The following is an 18,393-nucleotide window of genomic DNA, read 5'->3' as shown; positions in this document are numbered from 1 at the left end:
AACGGGGATAGTCTAGACTCAAGCGAGTTTTTCGATCGTTCCCCTGTTTCTTTACAGACGATCACGGAGATTACAGGATGGTTTTGGTTATTAATGTGACAGGTTGAAGGTGGGGAGTGGAGAGTAGGGAGTGGAAAGTCGATTGTGCCCGACAATGCAGAGAAAGCTTTAGCATGTTTTACATCTCTCTCCCCCCTACTCCCCACTCCCCACCTCATCCATGCACTCTTCCCTCGTTTGGCTAATGGCGATCGCATCTGGCGCAACGGTTGCCAATCTCTATTACAATCAGCCCCTTTTAGCGATGATTGCGGCTCAGTTTAACGAATCGGCTGAGGCAGTTGGCGCGATTCCGATGTGGACGCAGATTGGCTATGCCATGGGCATTTTATTAATCGTGCCCTTGGGCGATCGTCTGGAGCGACGGCGGTTAATTGTGACCATGACAGGAATCACTGCGATCGCGCTTCTAGTTGCGGCGGTTTCGCCGAATTTAATCGGATTGAATTTGGCAAGTTTCGCGATCGGAGCGAGTGCAGTTTCGGCGCAAATCCTGGTGCCATTTGCTGCACAGTTATGTGAACCTGCACAACGCGGCAAAGTGATTGGCATGGTGATGAGTGGGTTATTTGTCGGAATTTTGATGGCGCGGATGGTGAGTGGCATTGTTGGAGCGAAATATGGATGGCAAGTGATGTATGAATCTGCATCCGGGATGATGGTGTTACTTGCGATCGTGCTTGCGAAAAGCTTGCCGCGCTCTCGATCAACCTTGGCATTAAGCTATCCGAACTTACTCCGATCCATGCTCGATTTGCTCATTCATCAGCCGATTTTGCAGAGTTCGGCTTGGATTGGGGCGATGTCATTTGCGGCATTTAGCGCATTTTGGAGTACGTTAGTTTTTTTACTGAGAGAGCCACCGTATCAGTTTGGCAGCGATGTTGCAGGATTGTTTGGATTAGCTGGCATTTCTGGAGCTTTAGCTGCACCAGTCGTAGGAAGAATCGCCGATCGTCGCAGTTCAAGTTTTACGTTGACCTTGGGAATTTCCATAACCATTGCTTCATTCTTAGTATTTTGGAGTTTGCAGGCTCAGTTACTCGGATTAATGCTTGGTGTCGTGTTAATTGAGTTGGGAGTCCAGACGACGCAAATCTCCAATCAAACGACGATTTATCAGCTTCCTGTAGAATTTCATAGCCGCTTGAACGCCATCTATATCATGCTGTACTTTGTCGGCGGTGCGATCGGGTCAAAACTAGGCACATCTGCCTGGAATGATTGGCAGTGGAATGGGGTCTGTGCAGTCGGTTTGGGGTTGATGCTAGTCGCATGTGCAGGTGCATTTTGGCGCAAGCGATGCATCAAAGCGTAAGTCGCCATCATCCAAACTCATCCGATAGGGGGTATCGCCCTGTTTTGCCTGGGAACACTGAGTGATACATTGTTCTTCGGTTCATCTACGTGCGATCGCACACCCGGTTAGACTATGACGAGATCTTTTGCAGCGATGGTTGGGCTAATCTGCTTATTCTTAGGTTCGTGTGGTTTCTTAGTAACGGCTTCTGATTGTTCTGGTTCGATTCGAGCAGGCGTAACTAGCATTATGATGTCCGCTCTAGCTTGGGGCTATTTGAAGCAAGCCAATGAAAAACCTGTTGGATTTTGGCTGAATTTGTACCGCACTGGCGTGGTGATTGCCAGTGCGATCGTGCTTTTTGCGATTGGGCGGATCATTGGTGCGCTGCAAGGAGTTGGCTGCGCAGTGGGCTAAGCCAAACTCTTGACGGCAGCCCTTAAGTTGCCTTGATGTTCTTTTAGTACGCGATCGCTGTCTGTTTTTGAGAGTCCTGTCCAATGCATCATCAGGGCTGTTTTTACAGAGCGATCGCTTTTTTCTAGTAATTCTGCTGCTTGGTCGCGATCGAGATCGGTTAAATCGCTCAAGATTCTTAAAGCGCGATCGTGCAATTTCGTGTTTGTCACAGCGACATCAATCATGCGATTTCCGTAGACTTTGCCGAGTCGAACCATCGTTCCAGTGGAAAGAATATTCAGAGCTAGCTTCGTGACTGTTCCAGATTTCAATCGAGTCGAACCTGCGAGTACTTCCGCTCCAACGAGCAAGCGAATATCGACATCGACATCAATTTGCACCTGTTCTTTTGGCACACAGGCAATAAAAATTGTGGTTGCTCCGCGCTTTCGACCTTCTGCAATGGCTCCATGTACATAAGGCGTTGTTCCACCTGCTGCAATTCCGACCACGACATCCAGTGCGCTGACAGTGCGATCGGCGATTGCCGCTGCGCCTTGATCTGCTAAATCTTCTAGTCCTTCTGAACTTCGCACAAGTGCATCGGCTCCCCCTGCAATGATGCCTTGTACCATTTCTGGCGGGGTACAAAAGGTGGGAGGACATTCTGCTGCATCGAGAACACCTAAACGTCCACTGGTTCCAGCCCCGACATAAAAGAGCCGTCCACCTTGGCGCAGCTTCTCAGCCGTAAGATCGATCGCTTTTGCAAGTTCTTCGCGGGCTTGAGCGATCGCATGAATCGTTTTTGCATCTTCTTGATTAAAGACATCGACAATCTCGATCGAAGAAAGCTGATCTAAATTGGCACTGGCTGGATTGACTTGCTCAGTGAGTAAGTGTCCTCGTTGTTGAAGCTGCATAGAAGTTCCGAGAAAAACGCAACCCGTATTTTACCGTTGTGCGGTAGGCGTTTGCGATGCAGATCCAGAACGCCAGCGTTTACTAATCAATCTAGAACGAAAGAATTATCAGGATTTTCATGCTGAGAGAGTGAAGTGAGTGATATCTTTTGAGCGACTCAATCCCCTATGCGTTTATCCCGGCTTCGACGATCGCGAGTCTATCTTTCTCTTGCTTGCATTCCCATCAATCTCTTGATCTGGCAAAGTTGGGAAACCGTAGATATTGCACTCTGGCAAACTTGGCGCGTGCCAACGCAGGATGAACGCCTTCGGTGGTTTTTGATCACTCAGGCTTCTCCCCTGCTGTTTGTGTTTCTGGGACTCGCGGGAATTGGGTTTGCTGCCTGGGGTGCAATGACTGAACGAGTTTTTCAAAATCGCTGGTGGCTTTCACTGCTCGCAGGACTGAGCAATAGTGCAATTTTTTTAGTTGGTTTAGCGATCGTGCTGTTCAAGTACATCATTCACTAACAACGGGGCTGAAAAGCGAATTTTTAAGCTGCCCCCACTCCGAAAATTTGAAGGTTCAGACTCTAAATCATCACCAAGGCTTTTAGCGCTTCGAGGGGCGATACAGTGCAATCACTTCCTCCACACTGGGATTTCCTTTCCCCTGCCCCCGAACTAAGACGATCGGCGCATCCTGCTGCATGACTTCATTCAGGCGCATCATGCCAGCAATATCACTGGGATTAGTGAAACCAATTGACTCAGTGCGTCGATGCGGAATTCCAGCTTCAGCTAATTTTGCGGCAAGGGATCGAGTTCGTTTTCCACGCGCAGTATTACAATCTGGACCAATCACCAAAACCTCATTGAAATCGGCTCCATCCGGCATGACCACAGGCACAAATCCTGACTTTGAGCTTGCAACGTGCTTGCCTGAAGTGGCATGACTCAAAAGATGCGTTGCACCCAACCCCAAAACACCAACCATCAGCATTAGTTTGAGAAACTGCATAGGAATTGCATCGGTGAGAATTTCTTCATTCTCGCCAGGAAATCCAGGGTAATGGTGCGATCGCAATCACATCAAAATCACATCAAATCCGCAATTCTCTGAATTTGCAGCGTATAGTCCATCGTCGATTGCACTCCGCCCGATCGCGTAACTTTTCCGACAACTGGTGCAGCATATTCCGGGATCGCACTTGCCGCGACTGCAATATGACGATCGCTCACTGCTAGTCCATGCGTGGGATCATACCCTCGCCAACCTGCACCCGGTAAATACACCTCAGCCCAAGCATGGAGATGGCGATCAGGATGATCCTCGTCTCCTTCTTGATATCCGCTGACAAATCGTGCGGCTAATCCAATCGATCGACAAACTTCGATAAATAAAACCGTCAAATCTCGACATGATCCCTTCTTCTGCGTCCAAGTCAATCCAGGTGGATAAGGATTGCCAGTCTCGCGAATCACATATTCACAATTGGTATAAATCTGCTGAGTCAATTCATAAAGAAATTGAGTGACCTGATTGCTAGAACGTTCGGCGATTTCATACGCCAGTTGCAGCGCGATCGCATCAGTTGCTCCTAAGTAAGGCTGAAGCTGTTTAAACAGCGAAGTTGGATAATCGATCGGCAAACTCATCGCCCAAGGCTCCAGTAAATAATTAAAAGGATTTGCTTGATGCGTCTGAGTTTGCGACACGATTTGAACCGTCAAAGAGCCTGTGAGTTCAGGTGAGAACCAGACTTTGATCAAAGTGTTGCCATCGAGATCGCTTAATTCTGATTGTGCGATCGGGATTGGCATAACTTGCATCGAAAACAATTTGAGTGACTGCCATCCATCCGAACGCGGTCGTAACCGAATCAGATGAGGTTGCAAAATGACGGGATCGCTATAGGTATAAGTCGTCGAATGTGAAATTTGGTAAAGCACAGGCAGCTAGAAATTAAGGGAAAAATTTGCAATTCATTCTGAACTCATCTTCCGGATCAGCGGGGTTTGAATGGCAACCAGTAGACATCAAAAATATTATCTTCACGATCACGGGAACTTCACGATCGCGAGAGCCGTCTACATTGCTCGAGCCTAATCCTGCTCTAGCTTAGCGCGATTGAGCGACCCGGAAATTTGTTCAGCGTGATACCGTTTTTTTGTGAAATATCCTTTAAGATCTTAGAGACGATGGCTCCGCAGGTTACGCCTCTAAAGTCTTGCATAACGCTAGTCTGTTCGTCCCTATCTTTATCTACTAACTGAATCTCACTTTGTTTACCTGTGGCTGTTTGGGGTGTTCCTATGGCACTAATTCGTGATGTTGTTCAACAAGCACTATCGACTGGACTCCTTTCGATTGAAGCCGAGAATCAACTGCGGCTTCTGCTCTCATCAAAATACGATCGTGAAGACTTTCATGCCTTCATGACATTACAAAATGCGACCATGACTGGCTCCGTGAAACAAGAATCTCGCCTGTTTCGAGGTTAAACTCAGCCAAATGGTTCCTTTCTATGGCAATCTGAAAGACAGAAACTCCCCCAGAGTGAGTTCTGTCTTTTTTGCTGTCGAGCCATTCTTCAGAGCGTTATGCAAACTCTCCCCAACCCGATCGCGTCAGCGACTCCTACCTCTCAGACTCTAACGGATACCACTATTCATCGGCGCAAAACTCGCTCTGTCCCCGTGGGCAGTATCTCGATCGGCAGTGATCATCCGGTCGCAGTACAGTCCATGATCAACGAAGACACCCTCGATATTGACGGCTCGGTCGCCGCAATTCGTCGCCTCCACGAAATTGGGTGCGAAATTGTTCGGGTGACGGTTCCGAGCATGGCACATGCGAAAGCGATGGAAGAAATTCGCGATCGCCTCTACAAAACCTACCAACCTGTGCCGCTCGTTGCTGATGTCCACCACAATGGGATGAAAATTGCGCTCGAAGTCGCGAAATACGTCGATAACGTGCGGATCAATCCAGGACTCTACGTTTTTGAAAAGCCGAAAACCAGCGAATATACTCAAGCTGAATTTGATGCGATCGGCGAGAAGATCCGCGAAACGCTCGAACCCCTCGTCATTTCCCTACGAGATCAAAATAAATCGATGCGAATCGGAGTCAATCACGGTTCGCTAGCAGAAAGAATGCTGTTCACCTATGGCGATACGCCTGAAGGCATGGTCGAATCTGCTCTAGAATTCATTCGGATCTGCGAATCGCTGAATTTCTATAACATTGAACTTTCGCTCAAAGCCTCGAAAGTTCCGGTCATGCTTGCCGCAAACCGTCTGATGGTGCAGCGCATGAATGCGGAAGGCATGGCGTATCCCCTGCATTTGGGAGTGACCGAAGCAGGTGATGGCGAATACGGGCGCATCAAATCGACCGCAGGTATTGGCACACTACTTGCTGAAGGTATCGGAGACACGATTCGAGTTTCTCTCACCGAAGCGCCTGAGAAAGAAATTCCGGTCTGCTACGGAATTCTGCAAGCGTTAGGATTGCGGCGCACGATGGTTGAGTATGTTGCCTGCCCATCTTGCGGGCGTACCCTGTTTAACCTAGAAGAAGTTCTACAAAAAGTCCGCGAAGCAACGAGTCATCTCACCGGACTAAATATTGCAGTCATGGGCTGTATTGTGAACGGTCCAGGTGAAATGGCAGATGCGGACTATGGATATGTCGGCAAACAAGCAGGCTATATTTCCCTATACCGAGGACGCGAGGAAATTAAAAAAGTCCCAGAAGACCAAGGGGTTGCGGAATTGATCAATCTCATCAAATCGGATGGGAAATGGGTAGAACCCAAGTAGGGAGCAGGGGGGAGGGAATAGGGGAAAAAACTTCTCTCACTCCCCACCTCCCCACTCCCCACTTTTCCCTCCCCCGCGCTTTCTCCGCAAAACTTAATGACAAAAACTGGGCAATTATTACGGATTGCCCCTGAATGCCTGTGTTAAATTGGGCATAACCTTTTTTGTCACTTCTCCAGAATTTAAGCAGGTATAGTCATGACGAAACGCGCGCTTGTCTTAGGTGCAACGGCTGCCGCCGTAACAGCAGTGACCATCACCGGAGCCGGAATTCATTTGAACAAAGGACAAGCGTTCTTCCGGGACAGTCCCAAAGAACTCGTGGATGAGGTCTGGCAGGTCATCGATCGCAACTACGTCGATGCCACCTTCAACCAAGTGGACTGGAAAGCCATCCGTAGCCAATATCTCAACCGCAATTACAAAGACAAAGAGGAAGCCTATAAATCGATCCGCGAAATGCTGAAGCGTCTGGGAGATCCCTATACCCGCTTCATGGACCCGACTGAATTCCGAAATATGCAGATCGACACCTCTGGTGAATTGACCGGAGTCGGAATCCAACTGGCAGCGGACGAGAAAACGAAGAAACTTACGGTTATTTCCCCGATCGAAGGGAGTCCCGCCTCGGCTGCCGGAATCGCTGCGAAAGACATCATCACCAAAATTGATGGCAAAAGCACCGAAGGGATGGACGTGAACAAGGCAGTGACCTTGATTCGTGGACCTGTCAATACCCAAGTCAAACTCACCGTTCAGCGCGGAACTCAACAACTCGAGTTCAATCTAAAACGCGCCAAAATCGAAATTCATCCTGTGCGCGCCAGCGTTCAACAAAGTCCGACTGGCAAAGTCGGATACATCCGTCTCGTTCAGTTCAGTGCAAATGCCGCTCCTGAAATGCGAGCCGCCATTCAAAAACTGGAAAAAGACAATGTGACAGGCTACATTCTCGATTTGAGATCCAATCCGGGGGGTCTGCTGTATGCCAGTGTTGATATTGCTCGGATGTGGATTCAAGAAGGTGGAATCGTCTCAACCGTCGATCGCAAAGGCATTTCCGATAAAGAAGATGCCAATCGTCGGGCTTTAACCGACAAACCGCTAGTTGTCTTAGTCGATGGCGGCTCAGCCAGTGCCAGCGAAATTCTCTCGGGTGCAATCCAAGACAACAAACGCGGTACGATCGTTGGAACAAAAACCTTTGGGAAAGGCTTAGTTCAGTCGGTTCGCAGTCTCGGAGATGGCTCTGGAATGGCAGTGACGATCGCAAAATATCTCACTCCGAATGGACGAGATATCAACAAACATGGCATCGATCCTGATGTCGTCGTGGAACTGAACGAGCAGCAAAGACAAGCCCTAGTCCGCGATCGCGACAAGATTGGGACAACGAGCGATCCGCAATACGTTAAAGCCTTGCAAGTCTTGAATCAAGCGGTGAGCGCCAAACAAGGCACCCGCGCTCAGACCAAGAACTAGACCAAGAACGAGTTAAAGGGAGGCTCGCCCGCCCTCTAACTCGGCTGACACTTTCCAGATCGAATTAATCCAACGCGACGCGCAATCGCTTCTCCCTCTGAGGCAAACGGACCCCACTGTTCTGTGACCTCAGAGGGATTTGTCGTTTGTTGAGTCTCAAACTCATCCTGGGTCAAAATCTCACAATGAGCATTCGATCGCTTCACCACATACCAACGCGCAGATTCACTCATTCGCCACCCCACTTGATACTCGTTTACACCATCTGGGAACGCTTACTCATGTTAGAGGTCTGGCATCGCCGTGAAAAGGCTAAAACCGTAAAGATTTTATCCAAATCCTGTCGCCTCCAACCTGCTCACCCCTCAGGGATTTTATCAACGTAGGGATATGTCATCAGAAATTCAGAATCCGTTCGCAATGCCCACTGAAGTAACTGCACCGCGCCGTGAAGTTGCCCCACCGCCTGCCGCTCCCCGAACTCCCCCTGCGCCGCCCCCTGCGATGCGGACGATGCCGAATTTGATGACTGAGGTGACTGAAGCCGCTTCTAGAATCAATAGCACGACTGCAACTCAACCGAGTACGGATGTGACTGAACCGAATGCAGCTGCCACTCCAACCTTTGCAATGCCTGCGGCGAGCACTTCCACTGCCCCGGCTGCCCCCCAGCCGATTCCAGCAAGCTCGCCTTCTGTTCCTATTTCCGCAGGGACAACTCCGCCGCCCACATTAGGACACCGTCCGACGACTCCCCCGACCGCACCCAACACCCGCCGCTCTAGCAATGGGTCGCCAACGCTTGAGCACATTATTCGTACTGCCTATGACAAGGGCTTTTCAGATATTCACTTAGGTGTGGGTGAAGTGCCTCGCTTTCGTAACCGAGGTGAAATCGATACGACAGATTGGCCTGAGACAGATAAACCAACGTTTATGAGTTGGTTAGGTGAGGTTTTGACTGAGGCAGAAATCAGTCAGTTTGAAGAAACCTTAGATTTCGACGGTGCAACGCAATACGAATTTGCGCGGGTTCGGATTAATATTTTCGACTCGTTACATGGACCTGCGATGGTGCTGCGCTTGATCCCGCTGAAAATCTTGACGATGGAGCAGTTAAACTTGCCTCCGGTGTTTAAAGATGTTTGTCATTATCACAAAGGGTTGATCTTGATTACGGGTCCGACTGGCTCCGGTAAATCGACCACGATGGCAGCGATGATCGACTACATCAATAAGGAGATGCCGAAGAACATTATTACGATCGAAGACCCGATCGAGTTTGTTCACAAGAGCCGCAAATCCTTGATCAAACACCGAGAAGTCGGAATGCACACGCGCAAGTTTGACAACGCGCTCAAAGCTGCACTGCGGGAAGATCCAGATATTATCCTCGTCGGTGAAATGCGCGATAAAGAAACCGTCAACACTGCCCTAAAAGCCGCGCAAACGGGTCACTTAGTCATGGGAACCTTGCACACGAATAGTGCGGTGAAAACGATCGAGCGGGTGCTCAGTCTCTACCAACCGAACGAGCAGCCGACGATGCGGGTGGCACTTGCTGAATCGCTGGTGGCGGTGATTGCTCAAGGCTTGTGTCGGACAACGGATGGAAAGCGGGCTGCATTCCATGACATTCTGATCAATACGGATGCGATTCGAGACTATATCCGGAAGGGTGAACTGGATGAAATCGAAGCGATTATTCCTCGCTGCGGATTTGACGGCATGTGTACGATGAATCAATCGTTGTACAAACTTTACGAGAACGGTCAAATTACCGAAGAAGTGGCGCTCGAAATGTCGCCGAAGCAGAACGAAATGGCACAAATGCTACGCGGTCGCGTGTAGAACAGCGCCCCGACTTACACAATCCGAAAAGCCCTCTTGTCATTGCCAAGGTACAAGGGGGCTTCTCGTTTGCCTGAATTTTGGTTGTTTCAGGGGGTCATTCCATGCCAAACTACCGGATGATTTGCTCTCGGACTCGACACATGAACAATCAGGTTGATGCGCCCAAAAAAGAACGATCGCGGTTTTTAATCGGTTCGATCTTGTGGATTCTTGCGTTAGGTGGAATAGCATTTTTCTATCAACTCGGAAGTATTGGGTTAGTCGATGAAACAGAACCGCTATTTGTCGAAGCCGCTCGGCAAATGACGGTGACAGGCAATTGGATTACGCCATATTTTAATCAGGTAACTCGGTTTGATAAGCCGCCTCTAGTTTATTGGTGGATAGCGATCGCATTTCAAACGCTCGGAGTCAATGAATGGGCAGCCCGATTGCCGTCCGCGATCGCAGGCACGATTCTGACCGGATTTTGCTTTTATATTTTGAAACGATTTGTTCCGTCGAAGATTGCGCCATTTTTGGGAGCGGGGATCGTTGCGCTGAATCTGATCACGCTATTTTTTGGGCGATTGGGATACTCAGATATGTTGCTGAGTGCCTGTTTTGGGGGATCGCTCTTTGCGTTCTTTCTGGGATACGTCTCGAATCGGCGATGGTATTGGGCGTTTTATGCGCTCATGGGGTTTGCTGTGTTGACCAAGGGACCTGTTGGGGTCGTCTTGCCGAGTGCGATCGTGATTCTGTTTCTACTGTGGGTCGGTCAACTGCGCTCAGTGCTTCGCGAAATGAAGCCTCTGTTGGGGACGGGATTATTTTTATTGGTCAGTATGCCTTGGTATGCGTTGGCATATTGGCAGAATGGGAATGCGTTTATTGATTCATTTTTTGGGGTGCATAATGTTGAGCGCTTTACCTCAGTGGTCAATCAGCATTCGGGAGCATGGTATTACCATCTTGTGATTGTGCTGGTTGGGTTTTTCCCTTGGTCACTGTGTTTGCCCGCTGCGATTATCAATATTCTCAAATCAAAATGGCGAGAAAAGCCGCGCTCAGAACAGCTTGGATTGTTTGCGCTGGTTTGGTTTTCGGTGGTGCTGATCTTTTTTACGATCGCAGTCACGAAATACATTACTTACACGTTGCCGCTCTATCCTGCGGCTGCGATTCTCGTGACGTTGTGGTATGTGCATCATTTCTCCCAACCAAAGCAATCTTGGGGCTTAAAACTCACGGTCTATCTCAGCGTGATTGTCTCGATCGCCTTTGGGATTTGCGCGTTTTATAGTCCCACTTGGCTCGATGATGATCCATCCATGCCGGATCTGGGATTCAAAATTCAGCAGGTTGGATTACAGCACGTTGCTGCCTCAATTTGGATCACTGTCGCGATCGTGGGGTTAATTTTGGCACTCCGTTACCAATTACGCTGGTTTTGGGCGGTGAATTTGATTGGGATGGCAGTATTTATCTGGTTCTTTGTGACTCCTGCCGTGGGTGTGATTGACTCAGTTCGGCAGTTACCGTTGCGGCAGATTGCTCAAGCGACGGTTGAAGAGAAACTGCCAAATGAACCGATTGTGATGGCAACGGATGCTTTTGAAAAACCGAGTTTGGTCTTCTATACGCAAAACCCGATTACGTTTATTAATCGTGCTCGGTTGATTCAACCTTATCTAGAAGAATTGCGCCGAGAGGGAAAAACCGAATCGATCGCGATGATTACAACTCCGACAGCATTAAAGGGTAGCGGGATGAAACCAAATCAATATCGCTTTCTTCAACAATACAGTAACTATCAACTGGTGCGCGTTCCAATTCGTCCCTCGAAGAAATAAGTTATGCAAAAGTGGTGGTCAGATCAGACTCTCCAGAAAGTCGTTTGGATTTTATTAGCAGGGTTTTTGTTTCGGAGTTTTATTGCGTTTTGGTTGCCGCCAGGATTCGATGAAGCGTATTACTATCTATACACTTTGCATCCGGCGCTGAGTTATTTTGATCATCCTCCACTGGTTGCTTTGGTAACTGCGATCGGGATTTGGCTGACCGGAGATGTGTCTCAATTCAGTATTCGCGTCGGCAGTCTCTTATTATTTCCGGCGACTTTGTATTTTTTATATCGCGCAACGGTTCAGTTATTTTCAGTGCGGGTTGGATTGATTACGTTAGCGATCGCGTCAGTGATTCCAATTTTTCAACTCGGATTTGGGACGTTTACGCTCCCAGATTCGCCGTTGATGTTTTTCTGGGCATTGACTTTGTGGGTTGGCGCGATCGAGTTTTTTCCAAAACAGAGTGAATATCAACCGACCTATCGCGTTGCCTTGATCGGACTTTTAGTGGGGCTGGCTTGTCTTGGCAAATATCATGGCTTTCTATTAGGGTTCGGACTGCTCGGTTTCTGTATCACAAGCCGAAAGCATTGGGTCGTTTTTCGATCGCCTTGGACAATTTTGAGTTTTGTCTTATTTCTGGCAGCATTCTCACCTGTGCTGTATTGGAATGCTCAACATGACTGGGTATCATTTCGATTCCAAAGCGATCGTAGTATTCCCGATCGCGCTTACAATCCATTGCAAGCATTGAATGTTGCCATGATGGCAGCGCTATATCTTTTTCCAACGTTTGGACTTCCACTTTGGTTTGTGAGTATTCGAGAAATCGTCTCAGTATTAAAGTCAGGATTTACGAAATCAATTCACTCATTTATTCTGTGGAATGCTGCACCTGTATTTTTGATTTTTACTTTTATTGGGGGTTATCAGCAGATTTTACCTGGCTGGACAATGCCAGGATTCTTTTCGGTAACGCCGCTGCTCGGAGCATATGCTGCACATTGGCAACCCAAAATACTGAGACGTTGGCTGAATGGCTCGACGATTGCGATCGGCACGCTGTTACTGATTGCTTTATCGCACATTGCGATCGGCACCCTCCAAAAGCCAGGGCAGTTTTCCTTCATGGGTGGCGTTGTTCCACCGCAAGAGGATGCTTCCATTCAATTGATTGATGTTGGGCAACTCCGCCGCGAATTTTCTAAATCGCCGCAACTCTTAGCGGCTCTGAAAGACGCTGATTTTATGTTCAGCAATCGCTTTCATTTAGCGGGACACATGGCAATGGCACTGACTCCGATTTATGGAACTCCGATCACGTGTTTCGATAAACGAGACATGCGCGGATTTGCGTTTTGGTCAACTCCAACGCAATGGATCGGTGGAGATGCACTTTACCTGACTTCTAACGATTTTCAGACGAAGAGAGACTCCTCAGTCGAGTTTTCTCCGTATTTCCAGACGTTCACCAAGTTAGGAGAAGTCTCTTTACGGCGTGGGGGCGTGATTGTCGATCGTATTCACGTCTTTCAAGGGAAAAACCTGCTGAAACCGTTTCCTCGCCCTAAAGAGTAGGTTCACTAGATAAGCGAATTTCACACATGTGAATTCAGCCATTTCGCTTGAATTATTCACGATAAGTTTATTTTCACTAAAGTTAAATAATGGAATTAGAAACTTTTTTTTGACAGAATTGACAGACCTCAAACCCCTGCATCACGGGGGGTATACAATTTCCTACGTAGTTTGTCACATCAAATCGTATCGAAGATTACTTGCGATAATCCCAAATTCGCGTTAGTGTCTTCATCGTGACTTCATACGTAGGAGAGAGACGTAATGCTGAACTGCACCTCCAGCAAAACCGTACGGAATTTGGTGATGTCGATTGGAATTTTGACAGCATCGTTCAGTCATGGAGGAGTTCGAGCAGGAACCGTCCCGATTCAAGTTGCCAGCATTCGAGAAGCAGATTTCCAAATCGCGCAGGCAAGTTTGATTGCTGAAATGGAGCAAGAGATTTTGCGTCGCATCAATCAACATCGTGCCAGGAAAGGGCTGTCCGCATTATCTTGGAGTTCGGATATCGCTCATCAAGCGCGATCGCATAGTCGCAATATGGCGAAAAAAATTGTCTCCTTTGGGCATCAAGGCTTTTCTGAGCGCTCAAAAGCGATTAACAACTCTATTCAGTCTCAACGCACCGCAGAGAATGTCGCTTGGGTCGCAAGCCGACGTGATCCAGCAGGGCAAGCGATCGAAGCTTGGTTGAAAAGCCCGAAACACCTGCAAAATATTGAAGGTAACTTCAGTATGACGGGCATCGGTATTAGTATTAGTTCGAGTGGCGAGTACTATTTCACCCAAGATTTCGCGCAGAAATGATGCTGGTTTGCATCGTGGGTCTAGGTTTCAGTTTGGCTGAACTCGCCAGCATCGTAGTGTAGAATGAGCGCTTGTGTTTAGTGCTTTAGCTTATGCAGCCGCGTGAATTTCAGATCTGCGATCGTGATCTTTCTTCGGAACTTTTACAGCGTTATCGGTCTGCGAGTGCGATCGCAGTGGATACCGAAACGATGGGGCTTCTACCGCACCGCGATCGTCTGTGCTTAGTGCAGATCTGTGATGAAAACGATCAGGTTGCAGTGGTGAGAATTGAGCGGGGACAAAAAGAGGCTCCGAATCTCAAACAACTGTTTGAAGCGGCAGAAATTACGAAGATTTTCCATTTTGCTCGGTTTGATATCACAGCATTGCGATATCACTTAGGAATCGATGTCAATCCGATTTTTTGTACTAAGCTTGCCAGTAAGCTGATTCGCACTTATTCGCCTCGTCATGGGCTGAAAGACTTAGTTCAGGAATTGACAGGAGTAGAACTCGACAAAAGCGCTCAGAGTTCGGATTGGGGCAATGCAATGAACTTATCAGAAGCTCAGTTGCGATACGCTGCCAATGATGTTCGATATTTGATCGAAGCGCGGCAGAAATTGATTGCCATGTTGGGGCGTGAAGAACGGCTGGAGCTGGCAGAAGCTTGTTTTCGATGTTTGCCGACATTTGCTCAGCTCGATATTTTGCAGTATCAGAGTGTATTCGACCATTGAGCAGATGCCGAGGTATCCTAATGGGGGGCAGATTTGCCTCTAAAAATTCTGTTGTTTTGGATGTGGTGTCGTGCTTGACCTAAAGCTAATTCGTGAAAATCCTGATCTCGTGCAGACGAAGCTCAATCAGCGAGGGGGATCTTATGATCTTTCGACGATCGTGTCGCTGGATCAGCAGCGTCGTGAGTTAGAGGTTGAGCGATCGCAGTTGCAGGCGCGCAGTAATGAGGTTGGTAAATTAGTCGGACAGAAGATCAAAGCTGACCCGAAAAGCGATGAGGTTCAGGCATTGCGAGAAGAAGGCAATGCACTCAAAGCAAAACTCAGTGAGTTAGAACCAAGAGAGAAAGCAATTCGAGAACAGATCGAAACTCAATTGCTAGGGTTTCCGAATTTGCCGAGTGACACGACTCCGATCGGCAAAGATGAAACGGAAAATGTTGAAGTTCGACGTTGGGGCGACGAGTTCAAACCGTCGATAGACGTTCTGCCCCATTACGAAATTGCTGAGAAGCTCGGAATTATCAACACTGAACGTGCTACGAAGATTGCCCAGACGCGATTTGTGGTGCTGATGGGTGCAGGTGCGGCATTAGAGCGAGCGTTGATTCAATTTATGCTGAATCAGCAAATTGCCGCAGGCTATGTTGAGATTTTACCGCCTGTGTTGATCAATTCGCGATCGATGACTGCGACCGGACAGTTGCCGAAGTTCTCAGAAGAGAGCTTCAAATGTGCAGAAGATGATTTGTGGCTAGCTCCGACAGCGGAAGTTCCCGTGACCAATTTGTATCGGGATGAGATTCTGTCAGCCGATCAGTTACCGATCTATCACTGTGCTTATACGCCTTGTTTTCGTCGAGAAGCGGGGAGCTATGGTCGAGATACGCGCGGATTGATTCGACTGCATCAATTTAACAAAGTCGAGCTAGTAAAACTGGTGCAGCCTGAGACTTCTGAGCAAGAGCATCAAAGCTTAGTACGAAATGCAGAGGCGATTTTGGAAGCCTTAAAGTTGCCCTATCGCACGATCGAGCTTTGTACAGGAGACTTAGGATTTGGAGCGGCGAAGTGCTTTGATTTAGAGGTTTGGCTGCCGTCTTCGGGCACGTACCGCGAGATTTCTAGCTGCTCGAATTTCAAAGACTTTCAGGCGCGACGCGGGAATATCCGATTTAAAGAAGCGGGGCAAAAAGGTACTCAGTTTGTGCATACGCTGAATGGATCAGGACTCGCGATCGGGCGAACGATGGCGGCAGTCTTGGAGAACTATCAGCAGGCGGATGGAACTGTACGAGTGCCGGATGTCTTGCAGCCTTATTTGGGACGTGAGGTTTTGTAGATCGGATTTAGATTCTTATAGGTGCGATCGCGGTATCGATTAAATCAAGAACATCGCGATCGACTGCCAGATCAAACTTGCGCGCAAAATCAGCATGACTGTTCATCAAAGCTGGAAAATCAGTAGATTGGAGAATCTTAGGATGACCGTTCCGGGTTTGAGAAAAATCAAAATATCGTCTACTATCGTTGCAGAGCTTGAATTTCTGGCTATTGACTAATATCGTTTGGATGAAGCATTCATCAGGAATAGCTACTCCCTTGTAGTAATCAACAATGTCCGAATTGAGTTGCACATAACGGTGGAGATATTCCACACATAGTCTAGACAGCGTACAAAGAAATGAGCCGCCATAACATACAAAATGTTGGTTGAATGGCGATGAAGTCCTTAAGCCTAACGTAATTCCATAAGAGAAATTTACGCGAAAAAAAGGTTGGAGATAGTTCAAGAGTTTGACGGGCTTAAGCATCTCTTTCTGCCACTCTGCTAGATCGCGGTTCAAAGTTCGATATTTGTAGTGATAGCGAGAATAGCCTTCATTCCTTTTCCACGGGCTGTGCTTTGAGAAAACCTCAAAGTGATGGACAAAACCATCATAATCAGTGTGAGATAAAGATTTCTCAACTTCAGCAAGCGGTCGGATCGGATAGTCTTGACCGGATAGATTGATCAACCAGCTAAAATCACTTCCAGAAGCGAGTAACCATGCGATCGCATCCAGATAACTCTGGACAATCTCAAAGCTTCCTCTGCCTCCGCGTGATGGAATCAGGTCAACATTCGGTAAATCCTCAAATGTCGATCGCGGCAAATCGCAGTTTGTAAAGTCATGACTGATCAAAATCTGAGCAGTTGGACTCAATGATTTAATGCGGCGAACCAAGCGTTCAACCTGTTCAGGTGATTTATGGGTTTGGAGAAGGTAGCAAACTCTCATCATTTCTAATCCAGCGATAAACGAACTGGAACTTCTGAACTTCCATGAATTGAAGGCTCTCTAGACCGTGTAATTGGCTCCATCGGCTGTACTTTTGGGAAAAACGAATGGGTTTTTGCCAAAGCAATATGGAACAAAAATGCAGGATTACCCAGTAAATAGCGGGTTGCTAGACGCTTAGGCTCCTGGCAGAGACGATATAGCCATTCCAAGCCTAGATTCGAGATCATCGGTGGACAGTTTGGAACAATTCCCGCTAGGCGATCGATGACTGCACCTCCTAGCATCATGACATTCACATTCAACCGCTCCCGATTGAGTTGAATCCAATTCTCTTGAGTAGGCATTCCCATGCCTACGACTAAAATCTTTGGCTTCGCGTGATTGATCTGTCTGATGACTTGTTCGTTTTCTTGGGCGTTCTGCATGTCAAAGTAGCCGTGATGACCATTGATGATCACATTGGGATATTGCTGTTTGACTTGCGCGATCGCGGCATTTAAGCATTCAGGCTTCGCGCCTAAGAGGAAAATTGAAAAACCATGTTGGTTGCAGTGAGCTAATACCTTTGGCATCAGAAGGCTATAAGAAGCTCGGTATTCCAAAGGTAATTTTACTCCCATCCAGCAAATAGCTTTGAGAATACCCATACTATCGCAATGGGCGATTTCAGCACTTTGGAGAAAGTGATGAAACCAAGGAAGCTGCATTGATAAATTGAAGCTATGCACATTGTAGTTTGCGACAGTTAGCTTCCTTCCTTCAATACAAGCAATATGGATCGCATCGACGATCGCGGAAACTGTCATAAACGTAATTCGTCGTCCTAGTAAATCAACAGTCAAATTCGGAGGACTTTCTAGCTGATACATTTTATTTGCCTAGTTGTATAGATGCTTAGATGAATCCGCCCAATTTCGTCCAATAGCGATTGTAGCTAGCTCAGATTACAAGAGATGCTTCGTCTTCCAAGATGCTCTAGCCGAGTTTAAGTTCCTGAGTTTAAGTTCCTTTGGTAATGAATTCTAATCAGGTAATGAATCTCAATCACAGTCGCCAGACTTGCAACGAATGGTAAGAATCTCTAAATTCTAAGTTCATCTCTCAAAAGTAATAGATATCGATTTTCGACTCTGTGTAGCTGCTTCAGATGCTTGCTTAAGTCATGATTAGCAAGTTGTTCAGCAACTTGCACATAAATTTTCTGTTGTGTAGAGATCAACATAAAACTAAGGTTAATGTGTGAGCTTAGATGACTCTTTCTACCTTTAGAAAGAGTTACATAACGTTTCTTTTGCTTATACCTATAGGCTGTATTGGTTTACTACCTGGAAAGCTTTGTTG

General features: G+C 47.5%; 18 protein-coding genes. 12 read left to right on the top strand and 6 right to left on the bottom strand.

Going from position 1 to position 18,393, the window contains the following annotated elements; translation table 11 throughout:
• The first annotated feature begins 220 nt into the window (after positions 1-220).
• Both ACMUEV_RS26610 and ACMUEV_RS26605 read left to right on the top strand, forming a co-directional pair.
• A complete protein-coding gene (locus tag ACMUEV_RS26610) occupies positions 221-1,378 on the top strand; it encodes an MFS transporter (RefSeq protein WP_242044934.1) in 1,158 nt (385 codons plus the stop codon).
• 114 nt (positions 1,379-1,492) lie between these two features.
• Positions 1,493-1,777, top strand: coding sequence for a hypothetical protein (locus tag ACMUEV_RS26605; protein WP_017286078.1), 285 nt, complete (start codon positions 1,493-1,495; stop codon positions 1,775-1,777).
• Here the strand turns inward: ACMUEV_RS26605 and murQ are convergent.
• Positions 1,774-2,682: an N-acetylmuramic acid 6-phosphate etherase gene (gene murQ / locus ACMUEV_RS26600; RefSeq protein ID WP_190653773.1), complete on the bottom strand. Its 909-nt coding sequence runs from the start codon at positions 2,680-2,682 to the stop codon at positions 1,774-1,776. The two genes, ACMUEV_RS26605 and murQ, sit on opposite strands and share 4 nt — an antisense overlap.
• A gap of 168 nt (positions 2,683-2,850) precedes the next feature.
• Here murQ and ACMUEV_RS26595 point away from each other — a divergent pair, with 168 nt between their 5' ends.
• Entirely contained in the window at positions 2,851-3,195 is a 345-nt protein-coding gene (locus tag ACMUEV_RS26595; protein WP_017286080.1) for a hypothetical protein, read from the top strand.
• Positions 3,196-3,277: 82 nt separating this feature from the next.
• Here ACMUEV_RS26595 and ACMUEV_RS26590 read toward each other — a convergent pair whose 3' ends face one another.
• The gene (locus tag ACMUEV_RS26590; RefSeq protein ID WP_190653772.1) at positions 3,278-3,685 is read right to left on the bottom strand and encodes a hypothetical protein; all 408 of its coding nucleotides are present in this window, start codon (positions 3,683-3,685) and stop codon (positions 3,278-3,280) included.
• Between the two features lie 77 nt (positions 3,686-3,762).
• Positions 3,763-4,617, bottom strand: coding sequence for a transglutaminase family protein (locus ACMUEV_RS26585; RefSeq protein ID WP_190653771.1), 855 nt, complete (start codon positions 4,615-4,617; stop codon positions 3,763-3,765).
• 363 nt (positions 4,618-4,980) lie between these two features.
• Here ACMUEV_RS26585 and ACMUEV_RS26580 point away from each other — a divergent pair, with 363 nt between their 5' ends.
• The 3 genes from ACMUEV_RS26580 (at position 4,981) to ctpC (ending at position 7,974) form a co-directional block, all read left to right on the top strand.
• Positions 4,981-5,169 (top strand): hypothetical protein, encoded by a 189-nt coding sequence (locus ACMUEV_RS26580; protein WP_026148388.1) that lies wholly within the window; start codon positions 4,981-4,983, stop codon positions 5,167-5,169.
• 99 nt (positions 5,170-5,268) lie between these two features.
• The gene (gene ispG, locus ACMUEV_RS26575; RefSeq protein WP_017286084.1) at positions 5,269-6,492 is read left to right on the top strand and encodes a (E)-4-hydroxy-3-methylbut-2-enyl-diphosphate synthase; all 1,224 of its coding nucleotides are present in this window, start codon (positions 5,269-5,271) and stop codon (positions 6,490-6,492) included.
• A gap of 198 nt (positions 6,493-6,690) precedes the next feature.
• Positions 6,691-7,974 carry a carboxyl-terminal processing protease CtpC gene (ctpC, locus tag ACMUEV_RS26570; protein ID WP_017286085.1) on the top strand — a complete coding sequence of 428 codons (1,284 nt, stop codon included), beginning with the start codon at positions 6,691-6,693 and terminating at the stop codon, positions 7,972-7,974.
• A 35-nt stretch (positions 7,975-8,009) separates the two neighbouring features.
• Here ctpC and ACMUEV_RS26565 read toward each other — a convergent pair whose 3' ends face one another.
• On the bottom strand, positions 8,010-8,207 hold the full coding sequence (locus tag ACMUEV_RS26565; RefSeq protein WP_017286086.1) for a hypothetical protein: 198 nt from the start codon (positions 8,205-8,207) through the stop codon (positions 8,010-8,012).
• A gap of 157 nt (positions 8,208-8,364) precedes the next feature.
• Here ACMUEV_RS26565 and ACMUEV_RS26560 point away from each other — a divergent pair, with 157 nt between their 5' ends.
• The 6 genes from ACMUEV_RS26560 to serS all read left to right on the top strand — a co-directional run bounded on the left by ACMUEV_RS26560 (position 8,365) and on the right by serS (position 16,109).
• Positions 8,365-9,825, top strand: a complete 1,461-nt coding sequence (locus ACMUEV_RS26560; protein ID WP_017286087.1) for a type IV pilus twitching motility protein PilT — start codon at positions 8,365-8,367, stop codon at positions 9,823-9,825.
• A 143-nt stretch (positions 9,826-9,968) separates the two neighbouring features.
• On the top strand, positions 9,969-11,663 hold the full coding sequence (locus ACMUEV_RS26555; protein ID WP_242044932.1) for a glycosyltransferase family 39 protein: 1,695 nt from the start codon (positions 9,969-9,971) through the stop codon (positions 11,661-11,663).
• A gap of 3 nt (positions 11,664-11,666) precedes the next feature.
• Positions 11,667-13,235 (top strand): ArnT family glycosyltransferase, encoded by a 1,569-nt coding sequence (locus ACMUEV_RS26550; RefSeq protein ID WP_190653769.1) that lies wholly within the window; start codon positions 11,667-11,669, stop codon positions 13,233-13,235.
• A 264-nt stretch (positions 13,236-13,499) separates the two neighbouring features.
• Positions 13,500-14,045, top strand: coding sequence for a CAP domain-containing protein (locus ACMUEV_RS26545; protein WP_144056133.1), 546 nt, complete (start codon positions 13,500-13,502; stop codon positions 14,043-14,045).
• A gap of 92 nt (positions 14,046-14,137) precedes the next feature.
• Positions 14,138-14,767, top strand: coding sequence for a ribonuclease H-like domain-containing protein (locus ACMUEV_RS26540; protein ID WP_190653768.1), 630 nt, complete (start codon positions 14,138-14,140; stop codon positions 14,765-14,767).
• A 70-nt stretch (positions 14,768-14,837) separates the two neighbouring features.
• A complete protein-coding gene (gene serS / locus ACMUEV_RS26535) occupies positions 14,838-16,109 on the top strand; it encodes a serine--tRNA ligase (protein WP_190653767.1) in 1,272 nt (423 codons plus the stop codon).
• Between the two features lie 7 nt (positions 16,110-16,116).
• Here serS and ACMUEV_RS26530 read toward each other — a convergent pair whose 3' ends face one another.
• Both ACMUEV_RS26530 and ACMUEV_RS26525 read right to left on the bottom strand, forming a co-directional pair.
• Complete coding sequence (locus ACMUEV_RS26530) at positions 16,117-17,052, bottom strand: beta-1,6-N-acetylglucosaminyltransferase (RefSeq protein WP_190653766.1); 936 nt, start codon at positions 17,050-17,052, stop codon at positions 16,117-16,119.
• A 2-nt stretch (positions 17,053-17,054) separates the two neighbouring features.
• Entirely contained in the window at positions 17,055-17,921 is an 867-nt protein-coding gene (locus tag ACMUEV_RS26525) for a WecB/TagA/CpsF family glycosyltransferase (protein WP_190653765.1), read from the bottom strand.
• Between the last annotated feature and the right edge of the window lie 472 nt (positions 17,922-18,393).

The sequence above is a fragment of the Leptolyngbya sp. FACHB-1624 genome, assembly GCF_047649235.1.
In the GTDB taxonomy this organism is placed as follows: domain Bacteria; phylum Cyanobacteriota; class Cyanobacteriia; order Leptolyngbyales; family Leptolyngbyaceae; genus Leptolyngbya; species Leptolyngbya boryana.
Note: the sequence above shows the minus strand (reverse complement) of the source record. Positions and strands in the feature narration are given on the sequence as shown.